Raw genomic sequence first — 21197 nt, forward strand, 5'->3', positions numbered from 1 at the left:
TCAGTGCCTCGGGGTGAATCCCGCTGGCTTGCCCGCCAACCAGCGGACGAAGGTTCGCAGGCGCTCGTCGCCCAGCAGGGCATCGCGGTTGTTGTAGGTCAGGGCCAGTTCCTTCTCGCTGAACAGCTTGTGGATCTGGTTGTGGCAGGGGCGGCAGACCCAGAGGGTGGCGGTGATGCGTTCGCTCTTGCCGAAGCGCTTCTGCACATAGGGCTTGTCGTGCAACGCCTTGGGGATCAGGTGATGGCGGGTCAGCGTCGATGCGCGACCACAGAGTTCGCAGGCATCGGGCTGGGGCGGAAGGCGAATTGGCTCGGGCATGCCCTTCAGCGCTTGCGGCAGAGGGTCAGGCCGTCGCCTACCGGCAGCATCGAGAGGTCGACACGCTGATCGTTCTTCAAGGCCAGATTGAGCGCCTGGATGGCGCGGGTGTCGGGGTCATCCGGCTGTTCTTCCAGGACCCGACCGCTCCAGAGCACGTTGTCGAACAGGATCAGGCCGCCCGTGCGCGCCAAGCGCAGGGCTTCTTCCAGATAGACCGGGTAATTGGCCTTGTCGGCGTCGATGAAGATCAGGTCGAAACGGCCGTCTTGCAAACCAGCGAGAGTGTCCAGCGCTGGCGCGAGACGCAGCTCGATGCGTCCGGCCATGCCGGCCTCCTGCCAGTACCGGCAGGCGATGGCGTTGTAGTCGCCGGGCAGGTCACAGCAGATCATCTGGCCATCGCCAGGCAGTTCGGCGGCCATGCACAGGGCACTGTAGCCGGTGAAGGTACCCACCTCGAGGATGCGCCGGGCGCCGGTGAGCTTGACCAGCATGGCCATGAACTGGCCCTGCTCCGGCGCGATCTGCCAGCGGGCCATGGGCAGTGCCGCGGTTTCAGCGCGCAGACGTTCGAGGAGGGGCGACTCCCGCAGCGAAACCTCGAGGAGATAGCCGTAGAGGGCGTCGTCCAGGTTCAGCGTGCGGTTGGTCATGGATGCCTCAGTGGGATTGCGCCAGGCGTGGATCGAAGATTACGCGCTTGGCGCTGAGATAGCTTCGTTGCCAGTAGCTGTTCGACAGACTGTCGAGCCGTACCGTTCCGCCGGTGCGTGGCGCATGGACGAAACGCCCTTCGCCCACATAGATACCGGCGTGGCTGACCTGGCCGCCGCCGTTGGTGGCGAAGAACACCAGATCGCCGCTTTGCAGGGCATTGATGCCGATGCTGGGGGCGCGCATGGAGATCAGCTCGCGGGTAGAACGCGGCAGGCTGATGCCCGCGGCGTCGCGGTAGACGTAGCCGATCAGGCCACTGCAGTCGAAACCGCTGTCCGGGGTGTTGCCGCCCCAACGATAGGGCGTGCCCACCAGACCGAGAGCGCGGAACAGCACGTCTTCGGCCGCCGGCGAGAACTGTTGGACGGCGGTGGTGACGACAGGAGGGGAATAAGGCGGCGGCGCCTTGCTCGCACAAGCGGTGAGCAGCGAGGCCAGGGCCAGAATGGCAAGGCGGTCCGGTGCGAGCATGGCAAGTCAGTCCTGACTTGAAGAATGCTCGCTAATTTGCTGATCTCACAGTGATATTGCAAGAGGTAGCGGTGCGATTGTGCACAAAAAAGCCGAGGCGGCCATGAAGGCCGCCTCGGCTTGTCGTCTCGAGCCCGGCTGGATCAGCGATGCAGCGGGTGACGAGTCGCGGTGTTCATCGCCAGGACGCGCTTGGCTTCCATGTAGCTGGCCTTCCAGTAGCGGTCGTCGAGACTGTCGACGCGCACACCGCCGCTGCGGCTGCTGCTGGAGTGAATGAACTGGTCGTCGCCGATATAGATGCCGGCGTGGCTGACGCGGCCACGGCCACGGTTGTTGAAGAACACGATATCGCCTGGTTGCAGCTCGCTGCGGGCGATCACCGGGGCATTCAGGTTGATCATCTCGCGAGTGGAGCGCGGCAGCTGGATACCGGCTTCTTCCTTGAACAGATAACCCACGAAGCCACTGCAGTCGAAACCGGTCTTCAGGGAACGGCCACCGAAGCGGTACGGGGTGCCCACCAGCTCGAAACCACGCTCCAGCAGGCCGTCGGCCAGGGACGGCATCTGGTAGGGCTCGTCATCGGTGAGGTTGGCCAGGTCCAGGGCAGTGGGTTCACGATCCGACAGCAGCGAATCGGGAGCGCCGTCGGCTGCGGGGGCCGCGGTCTGGAACTGGGGCTGCTGCACGTTGTTTGCGCAAGCGGCGAGAAACAGGGCGAAGGTGAGAGGCACGAGGGGTGCGAAGCGCTTCAGCATGGGCACGACCGTGTCGGACAGTTTTTGATGAAGCCGCGACTATGCCCTCTATCGACCTCATTTGCAAATTTAATCGCCCGAAATGTGACTTAGCAGTCCCTGCAAAACATCTAAGGCCTTTCCTCTGAGGTGTACATCGACGACGGGGCTGAGGTCGGTGAGCGCCGGATTGATTTCCACGGTGAAACCGCCTGCGTGGCGGGTGCGGATGACGGGCTCGATGATGTAAGGAAAGCTCGCCGTGGTTCCCACCGAGATCACCGCATCGAATCCCTTGCGTAGCTCGGCGTAGAGGCTGTCGATGGCCTGCTCTGGGAGCATTTCTTCGAACAGCACCACGGGTGGGCGGAGAATACCACCACAGTCATGACATTTGGGAGGCATTTCCCCTGCCAGATGTCGGACAAGGTCGGAACTTTCCGCCCCGCAGGACTGGCAGAACAGCGGCGACAGTTCGCCATGGATCTCGATCAGCCGCTCCGGCGGCGAGCCCGCCTGGCGGTGATAGCCGTCGATGTTCTGCGTCAGCACCCAGCACTCCGGCTTGAGCTGTTGCAGCTGCGCGATGGCTTCGTGACCGGCGTTCGGCCGGGCACCGAGGCAGGCGCGGCCAAGCTGGGCGAGGTACTTCCAGCAGAGCGCCGGATTACGCCGCAGCATCGGGCCGGAAAGCGCCTCTTCTATAGGCAGGCCCTCTTCCGTCACGCCGTTGTAGAGGCCGCCCAGGCCCCGGTAGGTGGGCAGCCCCGAGTCGGCCGACAGACCGGCCCCGGTGATCACCAGGATTCGTTCGGCAGCCTTGATGGCTGCCGCTACACGCTGGATATCCGACATGGTTCGCCCCCCTGTTCCGCTCGGCGCCCAGTGTCCGCCCGCAGCGATGGGAGGCGCAACTCAGTGGTTGACGGTGTGGGCCAGCATCACGGAAAGCTGGCAGAGCGGACGGCCGCTTTCGGCGTGCCACTGGTTGAAGGCGGCCTGCACCTGGGCCAGGTCTTTCTGGCTGGTGGGCGCCTTGTCGATGATGTCCTGGGCCTTGAGGGCCGCGACCATGTCATCGGTGGGGATGAAGGTGTCCTTGCCGACCATGCGCAGGAAGCGCGGCGCCGACAGCCCGCCCAACTGGTTGCCATGCCTGGCCAGGTATTTCCACAGGCCGACGATGTCGGTCGCCGGCCAATCGGCGATCAAGGCACCGAAGCTGCCCTTCTCCCGCGCCACGTCCAGCACGAACTGGGCATTGCGCGGCACGCTCTTGAGCTTGCCCAGGTGGCGGATCAGGCGCGTGTCCTGCATCAGCCGCTCCAGGTGCTCGGCCCCCATCAGCACCACCTTCTGCGGGTCGAAGCCGAAGAACGCCTCTTCGAACGCGGGCCACTTGGCATCCACCAGGCTGTGCTTGAGGCCCGCACGAAACACCCGCAACGCCATCAACGACAGGTAGCGGTCATCACTGAGCGCCCGCAACTCGACATCGCTGCGCGGCTGCGGCAGGCGCGCTTCCAGGGCCTCGGCCGAGCCGAAGCGGTTCAGGCAGTACTCATGGAGCCAGCGGTAATCGCGCATGCAGAATCCTTTCAGGCAGCTCCCCTCCCCCGCAGGGAGAGGGAACGGGGCATCAGATGTTGACGACGTCCAGGGTGCGCGGCGCCGCGGTCTCGTCGATGCGCAGATTGACGAAGTCGAACAGGTTGCGGTCCGCCAGTTGCGACGGCACCACGTTCTGCAGGGCGCGGAACATGATCTCGGTGCGGCCCGGCGACTTGCGCTCCCACTCGTTGAGCATTTCCTTGACCACCTGGCGCTGCAGGTTCTCCTGGGAACCGCAGAGGTTGCACGGGATGATCGGGAACTCCTTGAGAATGGAGTAGGCCTCGATGTCGGCCTCGTTGCAGTAGGCCAGCGGGCGGATCACCACGTTGCGGCCGTCGTCGGCACGCAGCTTCGGCGGCATGGCCTTGAGGGTGCCGCCGTAGAACATGTTGAGGAAGAAGGTTTCCAGGATGTCGTCGCGGTGGTGACCCAGGGCCATCTTGGTCGCGCCGATCTCGTCCGCGTAGGTGTAGAGCGTGCCACGGCGCAGGCGCGAGCAGAGCGAGCAGGTGGTCTTGCCTTCCGGGATCTTCTCCTTCACCACCGAGTAGGTGTCCTTCTCGATGATGTGGTACTGCACGCCGATGGATTCCAGGTAGGCCGGCAGCACGTGCTCGGGGAAGCCGGGCTGCTTCTGGTCCATGTTCACGGCCACGATCTCGAACTTGATCGGAGCGACCTTCTGCAGGTACAGCAGCACGTCCAGCATGGTGTAGCTGTCCTTGCCGCCGGACAGGCAGACCATGACCTTGTCGCCATCCTCGATCATGTTGAAGTCGGCGATGGCTTCGCCGGCCAGGCGGCGGATGCGTTTCTGCAGTTTGTTCTGGTTGACCGAAAGGGTGCCCATGGTGCTCTGAAATCCGGGGGAGATGCGAAAAGCTGGCTATTTTACGCACAAAGCGGGCGCGGCCCCAGCCCCATCGACGGGCCGTGCTAGGCTTGCGCCGATGAACAGCGATCTCGACCCGTCTCTCGACCTCAGCGACCAGCTCCTCGAACTCTTGCGCGGGGCCCCGGAAGGCCTGAGCGAGCATCAGCTGATCCAGGCCCTCAAGGCCCGCCACTCCACCCATATCCCCCACCTGGAACTCACCGACAAGCTGGTGCTGTTCCGTACCCACTTCCTGGTCTTCAACGCCCTCTATCGTCTTCGCGACCGCCTGAACGGCTCGGGCGACGCCCAGCTTTCCATCAGCCCGCTGTGCGTGCAGCTGCTGCCCTACGTGCCCGGCACCGCGGCGGCGCTCAGCGAGCTCGACCCGCTGCGCGACTACTACCTGAACCTGAAGAACCTGCGGGACACCACAGAGCAAGACGTGGAGCGGCTGCTGGCCAGCTTCTGGACGCGCATGCAGGGCAGCGAGGAAAAGCTTGCAGCGCTGGAACTGTTCGGCCTGCACAACGGCAGCCAGCCCCTCAGCCTGACCGTGATCAAGCAGCGCTACCGCCAGTTGGTGAGCCAGCATCACCCCGACCGGGGCGGCAGCACATCGCGCCTGCAATCGATCAACAAGGCCATGGAAATACTTCAACGCTATTACAGCTGAGGCCGAATCTTCGATTCGCTCTAAGGCGACACCGGATGACCTGCCTATACTGCGACATAAGGTCGCATGAGTCGGTCGGGTACCGGTCAGCGCTGTCCACGCGCTACGGGCACTTCGCTGGGGGGCGACCTCATAATAATGAGGAGGTGTTCAGCATGATCCACCACGTTTGGGGGCTCTTCACCCATCCCGATCAAGAGTGGCAAGAGATCCGTGGCGAAGACGAAAGCGTCGGCCACATGTACCTCACCCACGTCCTGATCCTTGCTGCAATTCCCGTGATTTCCGCCTATATCGGCACAACCCAGGTCGGCTGGGTACTGGGCAAGGGCGATCCCGTGATGCTCACCCAGGCCAGCGCGTTGCAAATGTCCATCATGTCCTACCTGGCGATGCTGGCGGGCGTGGCGGTGATGGGCGGGTTCATCCACTGGATGGCACGTACCTACGACGCCAACCCCAGCATCACCGAGTGCATCGTCTTCGCCGCCTACTGCGCGACCCCACTGTTCATCGGCGGCCTCGCGGCGCTCTACCCACACCTCTGGTTCGGCGCGACGGTGGGCACCCTGGCCATCTGCTACACGGTCTACCTGCTCTACGTGGGCATACCGACGTTCATGAACATTCCGAAGGACGAAGGCTTCCTGTTCTCCAGCTCGGTGCTGGCAGTGGGCCTGGTAGTGCTGGTGGCGATGATCGCCTCCGCCGTGATCCTCTGGGGCTTCGGCCTGGGCCCGGTGTACACCAGCTGACGACATCCGCTGACAGAAGGGCCGCCTGCGGGCGGCCTTTTCTTTTGGCCGGGAATGACCGCTCGGCGCCATCAACTTCGGCAACACCAGGCTTTACGGCATAATTCCGCGCCAACGGAGTGACCTATGCCCGAGCAGCTGCTTGCCCGCGTCGAGGCCTGTTACCAGCAGGCCGAAGCCTTTTTCAAATGCCGGTTCCCCCGCCCCGAAGTGAGTTTCAAGCTGCGCGGGCAGAAGGCCGGCGTCGCCCATCTGGACGAAAACAAGCTGCGTTTCAATCCGCAGCTCTACCGCGAAAACCAGGAAGACTTCCTGCGCCAGACGGTGGCCCACGAGGTGGCGCACCTGGTGGCCCATCAATTGTTCGGCCCGCGCATCCAGCCCCATGGCGAGGAATGGCAACTGATCATGCGCGGGGTCTACGAGTTGCCGCCCAACCGCTGCCACAACTACGAAGTGAAGCGGCGCAAGGTGACGCGCTACCTCTATCGCTGCGCCTGTCCCGACGGCCATCCCTTCTCCGCCCAGCGCCACGCCCTGGTGGCGCGGGGCCGGCGTTATTACTGCCGGCGCTGCCGGGTGACGCTGGTGTTCAGCGGGGAGCAGAGCCAGGTGTAGGGGCGAATTCATTCGCCCCTGGAGGAATGTCGGCTGTCCCAGCTCCAGCGCCCTACCCCACCACCTTCGCCGTTTTCAGCGCCTCGATCCGCTCCGGGCTCAGACCCAGTTCGGCCAGCACGTCCGCTGTATGGGAGCCCACCGCACAACCAACGTGACGCGGCGCGGGCAACCCGGCGGAGAACCTGATCGGGCAGCCGATCTGCTTCTGCGGCGGCAGGCCGTCGCGCGGCACCTCCACCACCAGTCCGCGAGCCTTGATCTGCGGATGCTCCACCGCTTCGGACAACGGCAGCATGGGCTCCACGCAGGCATCCAGGGCGGCGAAGATTTCCACCCACTCGGCGAAGTCACGCCTCTCGAACTCGATCGCGATGGCGAGCTTAAGCTCGCGCTGGTCCTCGGACTTCGGCGACAGGCCCTTGGCCGCCAGCCCGGGGCAGCCGATGGCAGCACAGAACTGCTGCATGAACTGCGGTTCCAGGCTGCCCACCGAGAACCAGCGGCCATCCCGGGTGCGGTAGTAGTCGTAGAAGCTGCCGCCATTCAGCGCCTGGTTCTCCATGTCCGGCTCCACCCCGGCACCCAGGTAGCCGGCACCGGCCATGCCGTGCAGGGCGAAGGCGCAGTCGGTCATGCTGACGTCCACATGCTGCCCCTCCCCCGTCGCCTGGCGATGGATAACCGCCGCCAGCAGGCCCATCACCCCGTGCAGGGAACCGCCGCCGATATCCGCCAGTTGCACCCCCAGGGGCAGCGGCCCGCTGTCACGGCGACCGGTGTAGGACGCGATGCCGGCCAGTGCCAGATAGTTGATGTCGTGTCCGGCACGATCACGATAAGGCCCGCTCTGGCCGTAGCCGGTGATGGAGACATAGATCAGCTTCGGATTGACCGCCTTCAGCGCCTCATAACCCAGCCCCAGGCGCTCCATCACGCCGGGACGGAACTGTTCCAGGACGATGTCGTAGTCGCGCACCAGCTGCCTGACCAGTTCCACCGCTTCCGGCTGCTTCAGGTCCAGGGCGATGCTGCGCTTGTTGCGGTTGAGGTAGGCATGACTGGTGGATTGGCCGCCGTCGTGGGGCGGCAGTACGCGCACCAGGTCCATGCGTGTGGGCGATTCCACCCGCAGCACATCGGCGCCCATGTCGGCCAGCAGCAACGAGGCGAAGGGCCCTGGCAGCAGGGTGGAGAAATCGAGGACTTTCAGCGAAGACAGCGGGCCTTTCATGGCGACTCCTGATGCGTGTGTTCGGGCGGTCATTCCCAATGCAGCGCCTGGCGCGCATCGAGACGGTCGACTGCCGGGGCGTAACGGGCTTCCAGCACGTTGCGGCGAATCTTCATGGTGGGGGTCATGCAGCCGTTATCCACCGTCCAGGGCTCGCGCACCAGCAGCAGATGACTGACGCGCTCATGGGGCAGCAGCCGGCTGTTGAGTTGTTCGAGGGTGGCCAGCAGGTCCGCTTCCACCTGGGCGCGAGCCTGCTCGCGGGCTGCCGGGCTCAGTTCGATCAGCGCCAGCGGCTGGTCCAGGCCGCTGCCCATCAGGCACACCTGCTCCACCCAGTGGCTCTTGGCGATCTCGCCCTCAATGGGCGCCGGCGCCACGTACTTGCCCTTGCTGGTCTTGAAGATGTCCTTCACCCGGCCGGTGATGCGCAGGTAGCCGTCGTCGTCGACCTGCCCCTTGTCACCGGTGTGCAGCCAGCCGTCGCGCAGGGTTTCCGCGCTCTTGTCCGGTTCCAGGTAGTAACCGGTCATGAGCGAGGGGCTGCGGTAGAGGATTTCGCCGTCGTCGGCGATGCGCAGTTCGTTATCCGGCATCACCCGCCCCACGGTGCCGAAGCGCACCTGGCCCGGCCGGTTGAAATTGCCGTAGGCGAAGTTCTCGGTCATGCCATAGCCCTCGCAGATGGTCAGGCCGATGCGCCGGTACCACTCCAGCAACGCCACGGGGATCGGCGCGGCACCGCTCACCAGCACCCGTGCCCGGTCCAGCCCGAGGCCACGACGGATCTTCCAGGCCACCAGGGCGCCGAGCAGCGGAATCGCCAGCAGGCGGTCGAGTCGACGCTGGGGCAGTTTCTCCAGCACGCCCTGCTGGAAGCGCGTCCACAGGCGCGGCACCGAGAAGAACTGGGTCGGGCGGATTTCCCGCAGGTCCTCGGCGAAGGTCTCCAGCGACTCGACGAAGGCAATGCCACCGCCGCAATAGAGACTGTTGGTGGCCACCAGGAAGCGTTCGGCGGCGTGGGACAGCGGCAGGTAGGAGAAGAACTGGTCTTCCTGCCCCAGCCCCATCTCCGCCACCGAGCGGCTGGAGGCGAAGGCGAACGCCCGCGCCGTCTGCATCACGCCCTTGGGCTGGCCGGTGGTGCCGGAGGTATAGAGGATGCTGAGCAGGTCGTCGGGGCGCTGTTCGTGCGCCTCGCGCAACGGTTCGTGGCGGGCCAGCAGTTCGCCCCAGGCATGGTCGGCGTGCAAGGTCGGATAGGGCATGGCGATGCGCACCACCTCGACGGGAATGCCCGGTTCGAGGCTTTCGGCATCGTCCAGCTTGCCGAGGATGATCACCTTGCACGCCGAGTGGCGCAGCACATAGTCGATGCTCTCGGCCGACTGCAGGGGATAGAGCGGCACGCTGACCAGCCCGGCGAGCATGATCGCCATGTCGCTCAGTATCCATTCGGCGCAGTTCTTCGCCAGGATCGCCACCCGGTCGCCCGGCTCACAGCCCAGCGCGCGCAGTGCACTGGCCAGGCGCCGGGCACGGTCGTCGGCCTCGCGCCAGGTGATCGGGTGCCAGGTCCGCGCCACCGGCTGGCGCAGCCAGACGCGGTCCGGCGTGGCCGCCACCCAATGGGCAAAACAGTGCAACGGCAGTTGCTCGCTCATCCTTCAGCCCTCTTGTTCTTGTTGTCGGCTCGATCTCCGATGGCCCAGCACTCTAGAGCTTGAACACCCTCCGCGCATTGGCCCGGAGAAACTTCTCCCGCACCTCGTCCGGCAACCCCAGCTCCCCTACCTGCTCCATGCAGCGAGAAAGCGACAACTGCGGGAAGTTGCTGCCGAACAACACCTTGTCCTGGCCGTAGGTCTTCATGTACTGCAGCAGGGCCTGCGGGTAGTAGCGCGGCAGGTAGGCAGAGGTATCGATGAAGATGTTGTCGTGCTTCCAGGCGACGCCAATCATCTCCTCGGTCCAGGGGTGGCCGATGTGGCCGGCGACGATGCGCAGCTCGGGAAAATCCAGCGCCACCTCATCCAGGTAAGGCACGGGCCTGCCGGTTTCCGAAGGCATCAGCGGGCCGGTGTGGCCCACCTGGGTGCAGAAGGGAATGTCCAGCTCGACGCACTTCGCATAAAGCGGGTAGTAGAGCCGGTGGTTGGGCGGCAGCTTCCACAGCCAGGGCACCACCCGCAGCGCCTTGAAACCCAGCTCGTTGACGGCTCGGTCCAGCTCGCGCAGCGCGGCCATGGGCTTGCTCATGTCCACGGCTGCAACGCCGACGAAGCGGTCGGGGAAGGCGCAGGTGTACTCGGCCACCTCGTCGTTGGTGCTAACCCAGCGTTCGGGCCGGCACCAGGCGCTGACCATCAGCTTGTGGATGCCGGCACGGTCCATCTCGGCAACGGTTTCCTCGGGACTCAGGCCCTTGTCGAGCAGCGCTGTGGTCCCGGACTTCTCGAACAACCGCACCGCCTCGGGTATCAGCTCGCGGGTGCGGCCGGCAGCAAGCTGGGCCCAGGCATCGATGGCGCCTTGTGCTTGAGTCATGACGTTTGCCTCAATGGTGTCGGTTCAAGGTGCGCACGGCGCACCCTGCGGAGCACATTTGCAGGGTGCGCCATGCGCACCGCCTGCCTCAGAGCTTCATCCCGCGGCTGATGATCTCTTTCATGATTTCCGAAGTGCCGGCGAAGATCCGCTGGATGCGCGCGTTCGCGTACATCTTGCAGATGGGGTACTCCCACATGTAGCCCCAGCCACCATGCAGCTGCACGCCCTCGTCCACCACCTTGCACAGCAGTTCCGTGGTGAACAGCTTGGCCTCGGCGGCGACCTCGGGGGTGAGCTTCTTCTGGTTGTGATCCATTACGCAGCGGTCGGTGAACACCTGGGCGACGTCGATCTGGGTACGCATTTCCGCCAGCTTGAAGCGGGTGTTCTGGAAGTGCGCCACCGGCCGGTCGAAGGCCTTGCGTTCCTTCACGTAGTCGATGGTGGTGAGCAGCGCCGCCTCGGCGCCGGCCACCGCGCCGCAGGCGTTGGTCAGGCGTTCCTGGGCGAGCATGTTCATCAGGTAGAAGAAGCCGCCCTTGGCGTCACCCAGCAGGTTCTCCTTCGGCACCCTGACGTTGTTGAAGAACAGCTCGGCGGTGTCCTGGCTCTTCATGCCCAGCTTCTTCAGGTTGCGGCCGCGCTCGAAGCCTTCCATGCCCCGCTCCACCAGGAACAGGCCCATGGCGTGCTTGTTTGCCGGGTCGGTCTTGGCGGCGACTATCACCACATCGGCCAGCAGGCCGTTGGAGATGAACACCTTGGAACCGTTGAGCAGGAAGTGGTCGCCCTTGTCCACGGCGGTGGTACGCATGCCGGCCAGGTCGGAACCGGCAGAGGGCTCGGTCATGGCCACGGCGAGGATGGTCTCGCCGCGGATGATCCCCGGCAGGAAGCGCGCCTTCTGCTCGGCATTGCCATACTCGGCGATATAGGGACCGCAAAGCGCCGAATGCAACGGGATCATGAAGCCCGGCTCGTTGATGTAGGCCAGCTCCTCGCACATGATCTGCTCGTAGCGGAAGTCCTTCAGCCCGGCACCACCGTATTCCTCGTCCGCCCAGGGCAGCAGGAAGCCCATCTCCCCCGCCTTCTGCCACACGCCGCGGTCGACCACACCGGCGGCCTCCCACTCGTCCTGGTGCGGCACCACTTCCTTCTGCAGGAAGGCGCGAAAGGCGTCGCGGAACAGGTTGTGCTCGGTTTCGAAATGAATGCGCTGCATGGCGTTGCCTCCCTGGGCCGAAGTCGTGCCGCAGGTTAGGCGCCAGCCAATCGCCCCCTCAATGACGCAAGCGCTCAGGCGCATTGACGCAATCGGTCAGGTTCGCACACCTGGAAATCCAGCTCGCTCCTACATGAAAATCTTGCCCACGGGGACGCCTGAATTGGCAAAAAAAAGCCCGGCTACGGGGGCCGGGCTTGAGAAAGTCTCCTCACCAGGAGGAGAACGCTGTAGCAGTCGTCGATCAGGCAGCGGTCTGCGGTGCGGCCGGTGCTTCGGACTTGCCGCCGGAAGCCAGCTCGCGCTGCAGGGTGTTTTCGTCCAGCTGCTTGCACCACTTGGCAACCACGATGGTGGCAACGCCGTTGCCGATCAGGTTGGTCAGGGCACGGGCTTCGGACATGAAGCGGTCGATGCCGAGGATCAGCGCCAGGCCGGCAACCGGCAGGTGGCCGACGGCGGACAGGGTGGCGGCGAGCACGATGAAGCCGGAACCGGTGACACCGGCGGCACCCTTGGAGGCGATCAGCAGCACGGCCAGCAGGGTCAGCTGGTGGGTGATGTCCATGGTGGTGTCAGTGGCCTGGGCGATGAACACCGCAGCCATGGTCAGGTAAATGGAAGTGCCGTCCAGGTTGAAGGAGTAGCCGGTGGGGATGACCAGGCCGACCACGGACTTCTTGGCACCCAGCTTTTCCATCTTGTTCAGCATGCGGGGCAGGGCCGACTCGGACGAAGAGGTGCCGAGCACGATCAGCAGCTCCTCGCGGATGTACTTGATGAAACGCAGGATGCTGAAGCCGTGGGCGCGGGCGATGCCGCCCAGGACCACCAGGATGAAGAACACGCAAGTGATGTAGAAGCACAGCATCAACTGGCCGAGCTGCACCAGCGAGCCCACGCCGTACTGGCCGATGGTGAAGGCCATGGCGCCGAAGGCGCCGATGGGGGCGACTTTCATGATCATGTTGATGATGCCGAACATGACCTGGGCGATGCGGTCGATGAACTCCAGCACCGGCTTGCCGTAGTCACCCATGCGCTGCAGGGCGAAGGCGAAGATCACGGAGAAGAACAGCACCTGCAGGATGTCGCCCGAGGCGAAGGCACCGACGATGGTGCTGGGAATCACGTTCAGCAGGAAGGCGATGGTGCTCTGCTGTTCGCCAGCGGCGGTGAAGGCGGCGATTCCCTTGGTGTCCAGGGTGGCAGGATCGACGTGCATGCCGACACCGGGCTGGACGATGTTGACCACCACCAGGCCGATGATCAGGGCGATGGTGGAGACGATTTCGAAATACAGCAGCGCGTAGCCGCCGGTCTTGCCCACTGCCTTCATGTCCTGCATGCCGGCGATGCCGCTGACCACGGTGCAGAAGATGATGGGCGCGATGGCCATCTTGATCAGTTTGACGAAGCCGTCACCCAGCGGTTTGAGGGCAACGCCGGTTTCCGGATAGAAGTGGCCAAGCAGAATGCCGATGGCAATGGCGACGATGACCTGAACGTACAGGCTCTTGTAGAACGGTTGGCGGGACATGGCAGTGTTCCTTTCAAGTGATCCCGACCTGTTCCGTAAGGCCTGGCGTCACTGTGATCGACATATCTCCCTGTCTGGGAGACTTTTGTTGTTGTGCGGTCCAGTCGAATGGACGGCACTGTCCCTATTGCAGCCGCTATGCCAAGTCCTTATTTTCACTAAAATCCTTATATTTCAATAGTTTAAATACATAAGAAAGCCACGCTCGGATCGGTATCGGGCGGATTTCCGCCAAGCACCCAGGGGGATTTCCGCCACTTGCGCCCTTGTGGCCGCCTCCAGCCACGCCCTACCATCGGCCTCCCCGACCACGGATCGCCCCCATGCGTGAGCGCACCATCGCCAGCCATTTCGTCCGGGCCGCCCTGCGCGGTGCCATGCGCCAGGGTGTCGATTGCGCGCCTGTCCTGCGGGCAGCCGGCATTCAGCCAGCGCTGCTGGACGAACCACGGGCACGGGTAGCCCCCGAGCAGTTCACCCGGCTGCTGCAATTGCTCTGGGAAACGCTGGACGACGAGTACATGGGCTTCGGCCTGCAACGCAGCAAGCGCGGCACCTTCGCCATGATGTGCCACGCCATCATCCACTGCCGCACCCTGGACAAGGCCCTGGGCCGGGGCACCCTCTACTACGGGCTGTTTCCCGACGGGCCGCGCATCAGCCTTGCGCGCGATGGCGACTTCGCCGTACTGACGGTGGACGACGCCACGCTCTGGGACCCGGACCACTTCCTGGTGGAAAGCCTGCTGGTAATCTGGCACCGCCTGGGCAGCTGGCTGATCGGTCAGCGCATCCGCCTGGAGGAAGCCACCTTCAGCTACGACGAACCGGCCCATGCCGGCGAGTACGAACTGCTCTTTCCCACCCGCCGCCAGTTCTCGGCGCCGCGCACCAGCCTGCGCTTCCATGCCCGCTACCTGGCGATGCCGCTACTGCAGGACGAACGCACCCTCAGGCACTTCCTCGAACATTCCCCGGCCGACCTGCTGGCCCGTCCGGACGGCGGCGACAGCCTCACCAGCCAGATCCGCCGCCTGCTCGGCCGCGATTGCCGCACCTGGCCGGACCTGGAAGCGGTGGCGCAACAGCTGCACACCAGCCCGCAGACCCTGCGTCGCCACCTGCGCGAAGAGGGTTCGAGCTTCCAGGAACTGAAGGACCACCTGCGCCGCGACCTGGCCATCTACCACCTGGGCCGGGATGAACTGTCGATCCAGGACATCGCCGAACAGCTCGGCTTCTCCGAACCTTCGGCCTTCCATAGGGCCTTCAAGAAATGGACGGGGCTGACACCGGGGGCGTACCGGGCGCAAGAGGCCTGAGCCGGCCCGGAATGTGGATGGGCTGTGGGGGCGAAATCATTCGCCCCTACAAAAAGGCGGCAGATCCGCTCAGATCAACGGAAATCGAATCCTGAACTCCGCCCCGCCCAGCTGCGACGCTTCGAGGAACAGCTCGCCGTCGTAGCTCTCGATGATGTCCTTCACCACCGCCGTGCCGATGCCCTGCCCCGGATGCTGGGCGTCCAGGCGCTCGCCGCGCTTGAGGATGCGCTCGCGCTGGTCCACCGGCACGCCGGGACCGTCATCTTCCACCTTCAGTTCGCAATAGCCATCGCCCACCCGCGCACTGACACGGATTTCCCCCAGGCACAGGCGAAAGGCGTTCTCCAGCAGGTTGCCGAGCAACTCCAGCAAGGCACCCTGTTCCATGGGGATCATCAGGGCCTTGTCGAAATCCCGCTCCACGCGCACGCGCTTTTCCCGGTAGACCTTGTCCAGCGCATCGCAGAGGGTGTCCAGCAAAGGCGCCAGTTGCACCCGATGGCGCACCAGGCCGCTCTTGCGCAGGGAAGCGCGCTGCAGCTGATAGCTGATCTGCTGGCTCATGCGCTCGATCTGGCTCTGCAGCACCCGCGCCTGCTCGCGGTCGCCGGGGCGGGCGGCGATGTTCTCGCTCACGCCCTGCAATACCGAGAGCGGCGTCTTCAGGCTGTGGGCCAGGTCGTCCAGGGAATGGCGGTAGCGTTCACGCTGGCGGCGCTCGCCGTCCAGCAGGCGGTTGAGGGATTTGGTCAGGCGCAGCAGCTCCCGTGGGTGCTCGTCGCTCAGGTTCTCGCGGCTGCCGGATTCCACCTGGTCCAGCTCGGCGCTGAGCCCGCGCAGGCTGCGAAAGCCCCACGTCAGGCCGAACCAGAGCAGGCCCAGCAACACCAGCAACGCACCGCCCAACCAGACATAAAGCTGATTGAGGAAACCGTCGTACATGGACTGGTAGTCGCTCACCGGCTGCATGGTGACGACGCTGTAAGCCGCCCTTTGCCCACGCAGCAGGTCCACCTCCACGTCATAGACGAAGAACTCGCGCCCCCTGGCATCCGCAACCCGAAGGAAGTCGTGCCCCTGGCCGTCGTAGCGCGGGCTGTACTCCAATCGCTCGTCCCGCGACGAAAGGGACTGCCAGACCAACCGCCCTTCGCTGTCATAGATGTAGCCCAGCTGGCTGGCTTCCAGGTTGTCGAATTCCTCGTTGGGCAGCTTGTCGGGCATCTCCAGCTGGCCATTCTCCACTCGGGCGGCGGCGATCAACGCACTGGCGTCGGCAGCCAGGCGCTGTTGGATGGACTGGTCGAGGGCAATGACGAAGGCCCCGCGCAGCGCCGGCAGCAGGGCGAGCATGAACAGCACCGCCATCACCGCGGCGCCGAGCATCAGCCGCAGGCGCAGCGACGATCCCAGGTCGCGCCAGCTACGCATCATCGGCAGCGCTCGGTGAACAGGTAACCCTGGCCACGCACGGTGTCGATGGGCCTGAAGCCGTTGCCGCCCTCCAGCTTGCGGCGCAGGCGCCCCACCAGCACCTCGATCACATTGGGATCGCGTTCTTCATCATTCGGATACAGCTGCTCCATCAGCCTCTCCTTGGCCACCACCTGCTGGTGATGGCGCATGAGGTATTCGAGGATGCGGTACTCGTAGGCGGTGAGCGCAATCGGCTCGCCATCCAGCTGTGCCTGCTTGCGATTCAGGTCCAGCAGCAGCGGCCCGGCTTCTATGGTGGACTGGACGAAGCCGGACGAGCGCCGCAGCAACGCATTGAGCCGCGCCTCCAGCTCCTCGAACTGGAACGGTTTGACCACGTAATCGTCGGCGCCGGCGGCCAGGCCTTCGACCTTGTCCTGCCAGTTGCCGCGGGCGGTGAGAATGAGGATGGGGAAGCTCTTGCCCTGGCCGCGCAGCTGGCGGATCAGGTCCAGCCCGCTGATGCCGGGCAGGCCGAGATCGACCACGGCCAGGTCATGGTTGTATTCGGCGGCGCGATAGAGCGCCTCTTCGGCGTTGGGAACGGCATCCACCACGTGGCCCTGCTCGCCCAGGCGGGTGTAGAGGTGATGGCGCAGCAGCGCTTCGTCTTCCACAACCAGCAGTTTCATGGGCAGTTCTCCCTTTCTATGAGTTGGCCGGGCAAAAGCCCGGCCCGATGCGGAACATGGACGGATCAGAACTTGTAGTTCGCGCCGATGTAGGCCTGGCCACTGCTGTGCAGGTCCAGGGAGCCCAGGCGCGGGCCGCCGTGTTCACCCATGTCGGTGCTGACGTTGGTACGCAAGTAACGGTAGCCGGCTTCGATCGACGCGTTCTTGCTCAGGTCCTGGAGGATACCGGCCTGCAGGCCGGCGGCGTAGTTGATGTTGCTGTCGCGGCTCATGCCCTTGCTTTCCTGCTCCAGCTTCACCAGGCCGAGGGTGGCACCGCCGAACAGCTTGGTGTTGTAGTCGCCCACGGGTACGAACACATCGTAGCTGCCGAGCAGGTTCTGCTGGCGCAGCTTGTTGCCGCTGTCAGTGTCGGAGAAATTTTCGTAGGTCATGTAGTAGCGGCCGCCATCGGTCATCTGGCCAGCACGTACACCCCAGGTGTCAGTCTTGTGGATGACCTTGTCCAGCTTGGGGTTGTTCAGGTTCGCGTTCAGCGAATCGGACTTCTGGATGTTGTTGTTGGTCTGACCCCAGGTCAGGCCGACGAAGTTGTCGGCGGCCTGGGCGCCGGCAGCGGCGAGGGCCAGGGCGGAAGCGAGGGCGATACGGCTGAAGATGGGGTTCATGATGTGGTTCCTCTTCGAGTGGTCGGTTAGTTGCTGAACTCGGGGCTAGATTGCTCGCCGACCACTGAACCGCTCCTGAACCCTTCTTGAACCTGAGCTGAACGAAACCTCTTACACCGTCCTAAGAGACTTTTTGTAAGACGGGCCCGCCGCTTCCGCGCTGAATCGCGGGCAAAAAAAAACGGGAGCCCATCCGGGCTCCCGCACTCAATTCAGAGAAAATGTCCGGAACCGGCACTGCCAGGCTTCCAGACTACAACCTCACCTGCGTTCCAGAAGAAACGCCCGGCTAGTCTGGCAAAAACCGGAACCCGGCTTCCGTTTCGCTTTGTTTGCCATTTGCAAACATATGTAAACGGCCAGCTCCGCTGGCCGATTCCGACGACGCCGGGCAGAATGCCGCCATGACTTCGAACCACCCCGCCTGCTGCAGCCCCTTCGACGCCACCTGGCCCTTCCCTGAAGCCTTGCCGGGTGCGGTCATGCGCTCCTGCCGCTTCGACCCGGCCCGGCTCGCCGCCGACGACTTTCCCCGCAGCGCCATTGCCGCACCGGCCAATATCCTGCGCTCGGTGGCCAAGCGGCAGGCGGAATTCCTCGCCGGCCGCCTCTGCGCCCGCAGCGCCCTCCTCGGCCTGACCGGCCGCGCCGATGTGCCCGCCCTTGGCGAAGACCGCGCACCGGTCTGGCCCGCCGGGATCACCGGCTCCATCAGCCACAGCCACGGCCTGGCCACCGCCCTGGTCGCCAGCGACACGCAATGGCGCGGCCTCGGCCTGGACCTGGAAGAACCCCTGGCCAGCGATCGCGCCCTGCGTCTGGCGGAAGAAATCCTCATCCCGGCCGAATTGCAACGGCTGGACGGCCTCACGCCCGAGCAGAAGGCCGAGCGCATCACCCTCACCTTTTCCATCAAGGAAAGCCTGTTCAAGGCGCTCTACCCCCTGGTGCACAAGCGCTTTTACTTCCATGACGCGGAAATGCTGGACTGCGATGACACCCGCGCACGACTGCGGCTGCTGACCGACCTGTCGGCGGAATGGACGGCGGGGAGTGAACTGCAGGGATGGCACTGCCTGTTCCAGGGCAGGTTGCTGAGCCTGGTTGCAGTCGCCGCCTGAAGCGAGCGGCTGGCAATCGCGAATGAATTCGCGCCCACAACGCACTGATGGGTATCGCTTCGCTCGCGGAACGCCGCCCGCCCATCCTACGAATTGAATCCGGTGAGAAGCGCAGCAGAACCTAGAGCGTCTCGGCCTCGCTCTGCCGCCGCGGCCAGACCAGGCTGAAGCGCGCGCCGCCCAATGACTCGCTGCGGCCGATCTGTGCTCGGCCGGCGTGCCAGTAGATGATCCGCCGCACGATGGACAGCCCCAGGCCGTGGCCGCCGGAGGCGCGGGTTCGGCTATCGTCGAGACGCATGAAGGGTTTGAAGATCTTCTCCCACTGGCTTTCCGGCACGCCGGGGCCGTCGTCCTCGACGTCGATGCGGCAGCGCTTGTGGCCGATCTGGTAATTCAGCTGCACCCGCGATTCCGCATGGCGCATGGCATTGCTCACCAGGTTCTGCAGGGCGCGGTGCAGGTAACGCGGCTCGGCTTCGACCCAGGCTCCGTCGTTGCCGACGTTCAGGCACAGACCGCGCTCGATGCGCACCGAGGCACGCAGGGGGGACAGCTCGGCGATCACCTGGTCGAACAGCGCATCCAGGTCCACGCGTTGGAAATGCAGGGCCGGCGAGCCCTGCTCCAGGCGCGCGTAGGTCAGCATCTCGTCCACCAGCTTGTCCAGTTCCTGGATGTCGCCGTCCATGCCTTCCATGTATTTGCGCCGGGACTCGTCATTCTCGGCGTCGCCGATCATCTCCAGGCCGAAACGCAGCCGCGCCACCGGGGTACGCAGTTCGTGGGACACCGCGCGAATCAGTTCGCGTTGCAGCATCAGCAGGCGCTGCAACTGCTCGGCCATGCCGTTGAAGGCAGCGGCCAGGCGCCCCACCGAGTCGGCGCCCCTGGCAGGAACCCGCGCGTCCAGCTTGCCCTGGGCGATGTCGCTGGCAGCGCTCTCCAGCCCCATCAAGCGATGCTCCAGCTGGCGCACCAGGAAATACACGGTCAGGCCGATCAGGGTCAGGCCGAGGAAGCCGATCAGCACCAGCATCTGTGGTGGATAAGGGTTCATCTGGTGCAGCGGGCCCATCTCCAGCACCCAGGGCGTGTCCACCATGCCGGCGAATACGCGGATGGAGTCGCCGTCCTTGCCCAGCGCCATCACCGTGTCGCCCTCGTCCACCCGGCGACGCTGGTCGACGTCCAGGTCGGCGTCCTTCAGCGGGATCAGCCGCATGTCGAAGCCGAACTGCTTGTTCTCCTTGATGGACGCCAGCCGCTGCGGCTGCTCGTTCACCGGGAAGCGCACCAGCTCATCCATCAATAGATAGACGGTGGCCCGCGCCAGCTGCTCGCTGATCTGCTCCACGTCACCGGTGAGCAGCAGCCGCTCGCCCACGCTCACCAGGGCGAACACCCGCGCCGCATGGGGCCCGGTCTGCTCCACCAGCACCTGGCCGCGCGTCAGGCGATTGCGCGCGCTGTTGTCCAGCTTCGAGCCCTCCATGGGCTGCAGTTCCAGGGGAATGCCCAGCAGGCGTCCCCAGAGCACCACCGCGCGGCGGCGTTCCACTGCATTCATGGGCTGGAGGTTGTCGGCCATCAGGCGGAAGGTGCCGCGGGCCAGGCTCTCGCGGTACTGGTCGGCACGCACCTGGTTGACCTGGTGGATGGTGAAGACGCCGAGCAGCGCCACCAGCACCAGGGTCACCAGCATGCCGCCGTAGATGCGCAGGAAGATCGAGTTCATGCCCAATTGCTCAAATGGTGACCGTAGGAGCGAGCTTGCTCGCGAAAGCCCCCGGCGCGGAGCCCTTCGCGAGCAAGCTCGCTCCTACAAAGGCGGTTCAGACCAGCCCTTCGGCGGCCTCTCTGACAAATAGATAGCCCTTGCTGCGTACCGTCTTGATCAGGCGCGGGTGCATGGGGTCGTCACCGATCTTCGGACGGATGCGCGAAATGCGCACGTCGATGGAGCGGTCCTGGCCGTCGTACTCGATGCCGCGCAGGGAATTGAAGATCTCCTCGCGGGAAAGGATGCGCCCGGCGTTCACCGCCAGCAGCCAGAGCAGGTCGAATTCGGCACTGGTCAGCTCGATGCTGCGCTCGTTGAGCCAGGCCTCGCGCATGGCGTTGTCGATCACCAGCGGACCGAACTCCAGGCGGCGCTGGTTTTCCACAACGGGCACCTCGGCGACCACCTCGCTGCGCCGCAACAAGGCACGGATGCGCGCCAGCAGCACTCGTGGGCGCACCGGCTTGCACACATAGTCATCGGCACCCAGCTCCAGGCCCAGCACCTGATCCATGTCATCGGTGCGCGCGGTGAGCATCAGGATCGGCCCCTCGTACTGGCCGCGCAGCTTGCGGCAGATGGACAGGCCATCCTCCCCCGGCAGCATCAGGTCCAGCACCACCAGATCCGGACGCTCCTTGAGGATGCGCGCCACCGCCTGGCCGCCATCGGACTCGATGGATACCTGCAGGCCGTTGCCTTCCAGGTATTCACGGGTCAGATCGGCCAGTCGCTGATCGTCTTCGACTATGAGGATTCGCCAGGCTTCTTGCTCCACCACGCACTCCCTAGACAGCGTCAGGACCATCGAAAAACGGGTCCGCATTGTATCAATGCCGGATAGATAG

The 21197-nt window shown here is 64.6% G+C and carries 22 protein-coding genes; 5 read left to right on the forward strand and 17 right to left on the reverse strand.

Annotated features, from left to right (window positions below):
* The 7 genes from FXN65_RS19585 to ttcA form a co-directional block, all read right to left on the reverse strand.
* Entirely contained in the window at positions 1-321 is a 321-nt protein-coding gene (locus FXN65_RS19585) for a hypothetical protein (RefSeq protein WP_151135513.1), read from the reverse strand.
* Positions 322-326: 5 nt separating this feature from the next.
* Positions 327-977: an O-methyltransferase gene (locus FXN65_RS19590; protein ID WP_151135515.1), complete on the reverse strand. Its 651-nt coding sequence runs from the start codon at positions 975-977 to the stop codon at positions 327-329.
* Between the two features lie 7 nt (positions 978-984).
* On the reverse strand, positions 985-1512 hold the full coding sequence (locus tag FXN65_RS19595; protein WP_151135517.1) for a C40 family peptidase: 528 nt from the start codon (positions 1510-1512) through the stop codon (positions 985-987).
* Between the two features lie 143 nt (positions 1513-1655).
* Positions 1656-2273, reverse strand: a complete 618-nt coding sequence (locus FXN65_RS19600) for a C40 family peptidase (RefSeq protein ID WP_151135519.1) — start codon at positions 2271-2273, stop codon at positions 1656-1658.
* 69 nt (positions 2274-2342) lie between these two features.
* Positions 2343-3107, reverse strand: a complete 765-nt coding sequence (locus FXN65_RS19605) for an NAD-dependent deacylase (protein WP_151135521.1) — start codon at positions 3105-3107, stop codon at positions 2343-2345.
* Positions 3108-3167: 60 nt separating this feature from the next.
* On the reverse strand, positions 3168-3839 hold the full coding sequence (locus FXN65_RS19610) for a DNA-3-methyladenine glycosylase I (RefSeq protein WP_151135523.1): 672 nt from the start codon (positions 3837-3839) through the stop codon (positions 3168-3170).
* A gap of 52 nt (positions 3840-3891) precedes the next feature.
* A complete protein-coding gene (gene ttcA / locus FXN65_RS19615; protein ID WP_151135525.1) occupies positions 3892-4716 on the reverse strand; it encodes a tRNA 2-thiocytidine(32) synthetase TtcA in 825 nt (274 codons plus the stop codon).
* 100 nt (positions 4717-4816) lie between these two features.
* On the opposite strand from ttcA, the gene FXN65_RS19620 reads away from it, so the two are divergent.
* The 3 genes from FXN65_RS19620 (at position 4817) to FXN65_RS19630 (ending at position 6789) form a co-directional block, all read left to right on the forward strand.
* On the forward strand, positions 4817-5416 hold the full coding sequence (locus FXN65_RS19620) for a DNA-J related domain-containing protein (protein WP_151135527.1): 600 nt from the start codon (positions 4817-4819) through the stop codon (positions 5414-5416).
* A 155-nt stretch (positions 5417-5571) separates the two neighbouring features.
* A complete protein-coding gene (locus FXN65_RS19625; RefSeq protein WP_151135529.1) occupies positions 5572-6171 on the forward strand; it encodes a Yip1 family protein in 600 nt (199 codons plus the stop codon).
* 126 nt (positions 6172-6297) lie between these two features.
* Positions 6298-6789, forward strand: a complete 492-nt coding sequence (locus tag FXN65_RS19630; RefSeq protein ID WP_151135531.1) for a SprT family zinc-dependent metalloprotease — start codon at positions 6298-6300, stop codon at positions 6787-6789.
* Between the two features lie 52 nt (positions 6790-6841).
* Here the strand turns inward: FXN65_RS19630 and FXN65_RS19635 are convergent, their stop codons facing one another.
* The 5 genes from FXN65_RS19635 to FXN65_RS19655 form a co-directional block, all read right to left on the reverse strand.
* Entirely contained in the window at positions 6842-8023 is a 1182-nt protein-coding gene (locus FXN65_RS19635; RefSeq protein WP_151135533.1) for a CaiB/BaiF CoA transferase family protein, read from the reverse strand.
* A gap of 29 nt (positions 8024-8052) precedes the next feature.
* A complete protein-coding gene (locus FXN65_RS19640) occupies positions 8053-9690 on the reverse strand; it encodes an AMP-binding protein (RefSeq protein WP_151135535.1) in 1638 nt (545 codons plus the stop codon).
* Between the two features lie 52 nt (positions 9691-9742).
* Entirely contained in the window at positions 9743-10573 is an 831-nt protein-coding gene (locus tag FXN65_RS19645; protein WP_151135537.1) for an amidohydrolase family protein, read from the reverse strand.
* Between the two features lie 88 nt (positions 10574-10661).
* Positions 10662-11801, reverse strand: coding sequence for an acyl-CoA dehydrogenase family protein (locus FXN65_RS19650; RefSeq protein WP_151135539.1), 1140 nt, complete (start codon positions 11799-11801; stop codon positions 10662-10664).
* Between the two features lie 244 nt (positions 11802-12045).
* A complete protein-coding gene (locus FXN65_RS19655) occupies positions 12046-13341 on the reverse strand; it encodes a dicarboxylate/amino acid:cation symporter (RefSeq protein ID WP_151135541.1) in 1296 nt (431 codons plus the stop codon).
* A 323-nt stretch (positions 13342-13664) separates the two neighbouring features.
* On the opposite strand from FXN65_RS19655, the gene FXN65_RS19660 reads away from it, so the two are divergent.
* Entirely contained in the window at positions 13665-14663 is a 999-nt protein-coding gene (locus FXN65_RS19660) for an AraC family transcriptional regulator (protein WP_151135543.1), read from the forward strand.
* A gap of 69 nt (positions 14664-14732) precedes the next feature.
* On the opposite strand, the gene FXN65_RS19665 is transcribed toward FXN65_RS19660, so the two are convergent.
* The 3 genes from FXN65_RS19665 to FXN65_RS19675 all read right to left on the reverse strand — a co-directional run bounded on the left by FXN65_RS19665 (position 14733) and on the right by FXN65_RS19675 (position 17445).
* On the reverse strand, positions 14733-16100 hold the full coding sequence (locus FXN65_RS19665) for an ATP-binding protein (protein ID WP_151135545.1): 1368 nt from the start codon (positions 16098-16100) through the stop codon (positions 14733-14735).
* The gene (locus tag FXN65_RS19670; protein WP_151135547.1) at positions 16097-16774 is read right to left on the reverse strand and encodes a response regulator; all 678 of its coding nucleotides are present in this window, start codon (positions 16772-16774) and stop codon (positions 16097-16099) included. The genes FXN65_RS19665 and FXN65_RS19670 overlap by 4 nt, the downstream gene beginning before the upstream one ends.
* Positions 16775-16839: 65 nt before the next feature.
* Positions 16840-17445: an outer membrane beta-barrel protein gene (locus FXN65_RS19675; protein WP_151135549.1), complete on the reverse strand. Its 606-nt coding sequence runs from the start codon at positions 17443-17445 to the stop codon at positions 16840-16842.
* 404 nt (positions 17446-17849) lie between these two features.
* On the opposite strand from FXN65_RS19675, the gene FXN65_RS19680 reads away from it, so the two are divergent.
* Positions 17850-18566 (forward strand): 4'-phosphopantetheinyl transferase family protein, encoded by a 717-nt coding sequence (locus FXN65_RS19680; RefSeq protein ID WP_151135551.1) that lies wholly within the window; start codon positions 17850-17852, stop codon positions 18564-18566.
* A 121-nt stretch (positions 18567-18687) separates the two neighbouring features.
* On the opposite strand, the gene FXN65_RS19685 is transcribed toward FXN65_RS19680, so the two are convergent.
* Positions 18688-20304 (reverse strand): ATP-binding protein, encoded by a 1617-nt coding sequence (locus tag FXN65_RS19685; RefSeq protein ID WP_151135553.1) that lies wholly within the window; start codon positions 20302-20304, stop codon positions 18688-18690.
* A 97-nt stretch (positions 20305-20401) separates the two neighbouring features.
* Positions 20402-21127 carry a response regulator gene (locus FXN65_RS19690; RefSeq protein ID WP_151135555.1) on the reverse strand — a complete coding sequence of 242 codons (726 nt, stop codon included), beginning with the start codon at positions 21125-21127 and terminating at the stop codon, positions 20402-20404.
* Between the last annotated feature and the right edge of the window lie 70 nt (positions 21128-21197).

It is taken from the genome of Pseudomonas lalkuanensis (assembly GCF_008807375.1).
GTDB classification, from domain to species: Bacteria; Pseudomonadota; Gammaproteobacteria; order Pseudomonadales; family Pseudomonadaceae; genus Metapseudomonas; species Metapseudomonas lalkuanensis.

Bases quoted from the DNA above. Each gene is read 5' to 3' on its own strand.
- FXN65_RS19670 (WP_151135547.1), bottom strand. From the start codon at position 16,774: ATGAAACTGCTGGTTGTGGAAGACGAAGCGCTGCTGCGCCATCACCTC.
- FXN65_RS19620 (WP_151135527.1), top strand. From the start codon at position 4,817: ATGAACAGCGATCTCGACCCGTCTCTCGACCTCAGCGACCAGCTCCTC.
- FXN65_RS19590 (WP_151135515.1), bottom strand. From the start codon at position 977: ATGACCAACCGCACGCTGAACCTGGACGACGCCCTCTACGGCTATCTC.
- FXN65_RS19645 (WP_151135537.1), bottom strand. From the start codon at position 10,573: ATGACTCAAGCACAAGGCGCCATCGATGCCTGGGCCCAGCTTGCTGCC.
- FXN65_RS19605 (WP_151135521.1), bottom strand. From the start codon at position 3,107: ATGTCGGATATCCAGCGTGTAGCGGCAGCCATCAAGGCTGCCGAACGA.
- FXN65_RS19665 (WP_151135545.1), bottom strand. From the start codon at position 16,100: ATGATGCGTAGCTGGCGCGACCTGGGATCGTCGCTGCGCCTGCGGCTG.
- FXN65_RS19610 (WP_151135523.1), bottom strand. From the start codon at position 3,839: ATGCGCGATTACCGCTGGCTCCATGAGTACTGCCTGAACCGCTTCGGC.
- FXN65_RS19585 (WP_151135513.1), bottom strand. From the start codon at position 321: ATGCCCGAGCCAATTCGCCTTCCGCCCCAGCCCGATGCCTGCGAACTC.
- FXN65_RS19625 (WP_151135529.1), top strand. From the start codon at position 5,572: ATGATCCACCACGTTTGGGGGCTCTTCACCCATCCCGATCAAGAGTGG.
- FXN65_RS19675 (WP_151135549.1), bottom strand. From the start codon at position 17,445: ATGAACCCCATCTTCAGCCGTATCGCCCTCGCTTCCGCCCTGGCCCTC.
- FXN65_RS19655 (WP_151135541.1), bottom strand. From the start codon at position 13,341: ATGTCCCGCCAACCGTTCTACAAGAGCCTGTACGTTCAGGTCATCGTC.
- ttcA (WP_151135525.1), bottom strand. From the start codon at position 4,716: ATGGGCACCCTTTCGGTCAACCAGAACAAACTGCAGAAACGCATCCGC.
- FXN65_RS19680 (WP_151135551.1), top strand. From the start codon at position 17,850: ATGACTTCGAACCACCCCGCCTGCTGCAGCCCCTTCGACGCCACCTGG.
- FXN65_RS19630 (WP_151135531.1), top strand. From the start codon at position 6,298: ATGCCCGAGCAGCTGCTTGCCCGCGTCGAGGCCTGTTACCAGCAGGCC.
- FXN65_RS19635 (WP_151135533.1), bottom strand. From the start codon at position 8,023: ATGAAAGGCCCGCTGTCTTCGCTGAAAGTCCTCGATTTCTCCACCCTG.
- FXN65_RS19640 (WP_151135535.1), bottom strand. From the start codon at position 9,690: ATGAGCGAGCAACTGCCGTTGCACTGTTTTGCCCATTGGGTGGCGGCC.
- FXN65_RS19685 (WP_151135553.1), bottom strand. From the start codon at position 20,304: ATGAACTCGATCTTCCTGCGCATCTACGGCGGCATGCTGGTGACCCTG.
- FXN65_RS19595 (WP_151135517.1), bottom strand. From the start codon at position 1,512: ATGCTCGCACCGGACCGCCTTGCCATTCTGGCCCTGGCCTCGCTGCTC.
- FXN65_RS19600 (WP_151135519.1), bottom strand. From the start codon at position 2,273: ATGCTGAAGCGCTTCGCACCCCTCGTGCCTCTCACCTTCGCCCTGTTT.
- FXN65_RS19660 (WP_151135543.1), top strand. From the start codon at position 13,665: ATGCGTGAGCGCACCATCGCCAGCCATTTCGTCCGGGCCGCCCTGCGC.
- FXN65_RS19650 (WP_151135539.1), bottom strand. From the start codon at position 11,801: ATGCAGCGCATTCATTTCGAAACCGAGCACAACCTGTTCCGCGACGCC.